General features: G+C 67.9%; 4 protein-coding genes. All 4 read right to left on the bottom strand.

The features are described 5' to 3' along the window. The coding region (locus ABLA28_RS10835; RefSeq protein ID WP_347713678.1) for an IMP dehydrogenase at positions 1–814 on the bottom strand (814 nt) is incomplete at its 3' end. Positions 815–836: 22 nt separating this feature from the next. Next, the gene (gene purF / locus ABLA28_RS10830) at positions 837–2,333 is read right to left on the bottom strand and encodes an amidophosphoribosyltransferase (RefSeq protein ID WP_347713677.1); all 1,497 of its coding nucleotides are present in this window, start codon (positions 2,331–2,333) and stop codon (positions 837–839) included. A 5-nt stretch (positions 2,334–2,338) separates the two neighbouring features. After that, positions 2,339–3,043, bottom strand: coding sequence for a phosphoribosylaminoimidazolesuccinocarboxamide synthase (purC, locus tag ABLA28_RS10825; RefSeq protein ID WP_314718726.1), 705 nt, complete (start codon positions 3,041–3,043; stop codon positions 2,339–2,341). Between the two features lie 3 nt (positions 3,044–3,046). Next, a complete protein-coding gene (locus tag ABLA28_RS10820; protein ID WP_347713676.1) occupies positions 3,047–3,958 on the bottom strand; it encodes a phosphoribosylformylglycinamidine synthase subunit PurQ in 912 nt (303 codons plus the stop codon). Between the last annotated feature and the right edge of the window lie 31 nt (positions 3,959–3,989).

Genomic DNA, 3,989 nt, shown 5'->3' with positions numbered 1-3,989 from the left:
GGCGCTGCCACTCCGTGAAGCCCTCAGACGAGTCGATGCACAGCACGTCCGCCCCGGCGTCCACCAGAGCCGGGACGCGCTCCGCGTAGTCGCGCGTGTTGATCCCCGCCCCGACCACGTAGCGCTTGTGCGTGTCCAGGAGCTCCAGCGGGTTCTCCTTGTGCATCGAATAGTCCTTGCGGAACACGAACGCCACCATGTGCCCTCGTTCGTCCACCACCGGCAGCGCGTTCAGCTTGTGCTCCCAGAGGAGGTCGTTGGCCTCGCTCAGCGTCACGCCGTCCCGGGCGTAGACCAGCTTTTCGATGGGCGTCATGAAGTCCCGCACGGGCGTGTCGGGCGTCATGCGGCTCTCGCGGTAGTCGCGGCTCGTGACGATGCCCAGGAGGCGCCCCGTCAGGGACCCGTCGTGCGTGACCGCGACGGTGGTGTGCCCCGTCCTCTCCCGGAGGCTCAGGATGTCGGCCAGCGTCTCGTCCGGGCCGATGGACGAGTCGTTGGCGACGAATCCGGCCTTGTAGCGCTTGACGCGCCGCACCATCTCGGCCTCGCGCTCCACGGTCTGGGAACCGTAGATGAACGAAACGCCGCCCTCCCGCGCCAGGGCGATCGCCAGCCGGTCGTCCGAGACCGACTGCATGATCGCCGAGGTCAGAGGGATGTTCATCTCCAGCGGGGGCCGCTCGCCCCGCCGGAAGCGGCAGAGCGGCGTCCGCAGGGACACGTTGGCGGGGATACAGTCCGCCGACGAATAGGAGGGGACCAGCAGATATTCGGAAAACGTGTGCGACGGTTCCTCGTAAAAATGGGCCATTTCCAGAATCTCCTTACGATAGTCATAAAAATCCTTGCTGCGGCCGAACGTCCGGCCGGGAGAGGTCCGGGGCCTTTCCCTCCTTGCAGAAGCCCGAGGGCCGCGCGCCGGCGGGGACCTCCATGGGGTACTCCCCGTCGAAGCAGGCCCTGCAGTACAGCCGCCTGCCCCCGCAGGCCGCAGAGAGGCCGTCCTCGCTCAGGTACGTCAGCGAGTCCGCGCCCAGAAAGTCCCGGATCTCCTCCTCGGACTTCCGCACCGCGATCAGGTTCTCCCTGTAGGGCGTGTCGATCCCGAAGTAGCAGGAGTAGCGGACCGGGGGCGACGTGATGCAGACGTGCACCTCGCGCGCGCCGGAGTCCCGCAGCTGCCCCACGATGCGGCGGCACGTCGTGCCCCGGACGATGGAGTCGTCGATCACGATCAGGCGCTTCCCCTCTATATTGTACCGGATCGGCGAGAGTTTGATGCGCACTGAGTCCTCGCGCATCTCCTTCGTGGGCTGGATGAAGGTCCGGCCGATGTATTTGTTCTTGATCAGCCCTTCGCCGTAGGGAATCCCGGACGCCTCCGCGTAGCCGATGGCCGCCGGGATCCCCGAGTCGGGCACCGCCATCACCATGTCCGCCTCGATCGGGTTCTGCGCCGCGAGCAGAGCGCCGGAGCGCCGCCGGAAATCGTAGACGCTCACCCCGTCCACCACGCTGTCCGGGCGGGCGAAGTAAATGAGCTCGAACACGCAGAGGCTCTTGCGGCACCAGTGAGACGGCTCCAGGCTGCGGGGCCCGCCGGCGTCCACGATCACGATCTCGCCCGGCTCCACGTCCCGGACGAACGCCGCGTCCAGCGCGTCGAGCGCGCAGCTCTCCGAGGCCAGCACCCAGCCGTCGCCGAGCCTGCCGAGGCACAGCGGGTGCAGGCCGTGCGGGTCGCGCACGCCGATCAGCCGGTCGCCCATCGTCAGCACCAGCACATAGGCCCCCTTCATCAGGCTCATCGCGTTGCGGATGCCCGCCTCGATCCCGCGGCTGTTCCCGTTCTGGCAGATGAGGTGCAGGATCGACTCCGAGTCCGTCGTGGTCTGGAAGATCACCCCGGCGTCCGACAGGGTCTCCTGGATGCTGTCCGCGTTGACCAGGTTGCCGTTGTGCGCCAGGGCGATCTCGCCCAGCCGGCACCGCGCCGCGAGCGGCTGGGCGTTGCGCACGTCGCCCCCGCCCGCGGTGGAGTAGCGCACGTGCCCGATGGCGATGTTCCCCGAGAGCCCCGCGAGGACGTCCCCGCGGAAGACCTCGCCGGCCAGCCCCAGCCCCTTGAAGGGCTGGATGCGCCCGCCGCGGTTCACGGCGATGCCCGCGCTCTCCTGCCCCCGGTGCTGGAGCGCGTAAAGACCGTAGTATACCGGCCTGGCCGCGTCCTCCGACTCCCGGTACACCCCGATGACGCCGCACTCCTCGTGCAGCGAGTCGTCCTCGAAACCGCGAGAGGCCCGGCCATAAGGGCCATAGAGATGGTCCATCGCCGCTAGCGGCTCACCCGCTCGAACATCTCCCGATAGGCGTCCTCCACGCCGCCCAGGTCCCGGCGGAAGCGGTCCTTGTCCAGCTTGCGGTTCGTCTCCGCGTCCCAGAACCGGCAGGTGTCGGGCGAGATCTCGTCCGCCAGGACGATGCGCCCCTCGTAACGGCCCAACTCGATCTTGAAGTCCACCAGCCGGACCCCGATCCGCGAGAAATAGTCCTTCAGAAGGCCGTTGATCCGAAGGGCCAGGCCGCCCATCGTCCGCAGCTCCTCCTCCGTCGCCACCCCCAGAGCGAGGATCTGCGAGTCGTTGATCATCGGGTCGCCCAGCGCGTCGTCCTTCAGACAGTACTCCAGGGTGGGGGCCTTCAGCTCCCGCCCCTCCTCGACGCCGAAGCGCTTCGAGAAGGAGCCCGCCGCCACGTTGCGCACGATGACCTCCAGCGGGACGATCTTCACCGCCTTCACGACGGTCTCCCGGTCGTTCAGCTCCTCCACGAAGTGCGTCTCCACCCCGTTCGCCTCCAGCATGCGGAACAGGATGTTGCTCATCCGGTTGTTCACCGCGCCCTTGCCGGCGATCGTCCCCTTCTTTTCCCCATTGAACGCCGTGGCGTCGTCCTTGTACTCGATGATGTAAAACCGGGCGTCGTCGGTCGCGTAGACCTTCTTGGCCTTGCCCTCGTAAAGCCGCTCGCGCTTCTGCATCCTCTATTTCCCTCCCGTAAAGAATTCCACCGCGGACTCGAACATTTCCGTGCCGTAATTTCCCTCGACGTTCCGGTACAGGTACGGCCCGACGCGTTCCGCGTGCCCCATCCTGCCGAACACGCGCCCGTCGGGCGACAAGAGCCCCTCCACGGCGCCCGCGGACCCGTTCGGGTTGTAACGGATGTCCATCGTCGGACGGCCCTCCGGGTCCACGTACTGCGTCGCGACCTGCCCCGCCTCCGCCAGACGCCTCAGCAGCTCCGGCTCGCACACGAAGCGCCCCTCCCCGTGGGATATCGGCATCGTGTGCACGTCCCCCTCGCGAACGCGCCGGAGCCACGGGGAACGGTTCGAGAGCACGCGCGTCCGGACCATCCGCGACTGATGGCGGCCGATGGTGTTGAAGGTCAGGGTCGGGGCGTTTCTGTCCAGCCTGTCCCGTTTGTCCGGCCCCTTCGGCTCTTTGATCGGGTCCTCCGGGTCCAGGATGCGCCCGTAGGGGAGCAGCCCCGTCTTGACCAGGGCCTGGAAGCCGTTGCAGATCCCGCAGATCAGCCCGCCGCGCGCCTCCAGAAGCGCCTCCACCGCGCCGCGCACCGCCGGGCTCCGCAGGAAGATGGCGATGAACTTCCCCGACCCGTCCGGCTCGTCGCCGTTCGAGAACCCGCCCGGCAGAAGGAGCGCCTGGGACGCGGAGAGCCGTTCCGCAAAGCGGTCCGCCGAGGCCCGCATTGCCTCGGTCGAAAGCGCGTTCACCACCAGGACCTCGGCCCGTCCGCCCGCACGCTCCACCGCCCGGGCGGACTCGTACTCGCAGTTCGTGCCGGGGAACACGGGGATCAGGAACCGGGGCCGCGCCGACCCCACCGGGGGCGCGACACGCACATGGGGCTCGGGCTGTCTCTTATACACATCTCCGAGCCCACGAGACGGAGCTACATCT

Origin of the sequence: uncultured Fretibacterium sp., from assembly GCF_963544685.1 — a bacterium.
Classification (GTDB): Bacteria; Synergistota; Synergistia; order Synergistales; family Aminobacteriaceae; genus CAJPSE01.
Note: the sequence above shows the minus strand (reverse complement) of the source record. Positions and strands in the feature narration are given on the sequence as shown.

Coding starts and splice junctions, on each gene's coding strand:
- purF (WP_347713677.1), bottom strand. CDS start 2,333: ATGGACCATCTCTATGGCCCTTATGGCCGGGCCTCTCGCGGTTTCGAG.
- purC (WP_314718726.1), bottom strand. CDS start 3,043: ATGCAGAAGCGCGAGCGGCTTTACGAGGGCAAGGCCAAGAAGGTCTAC.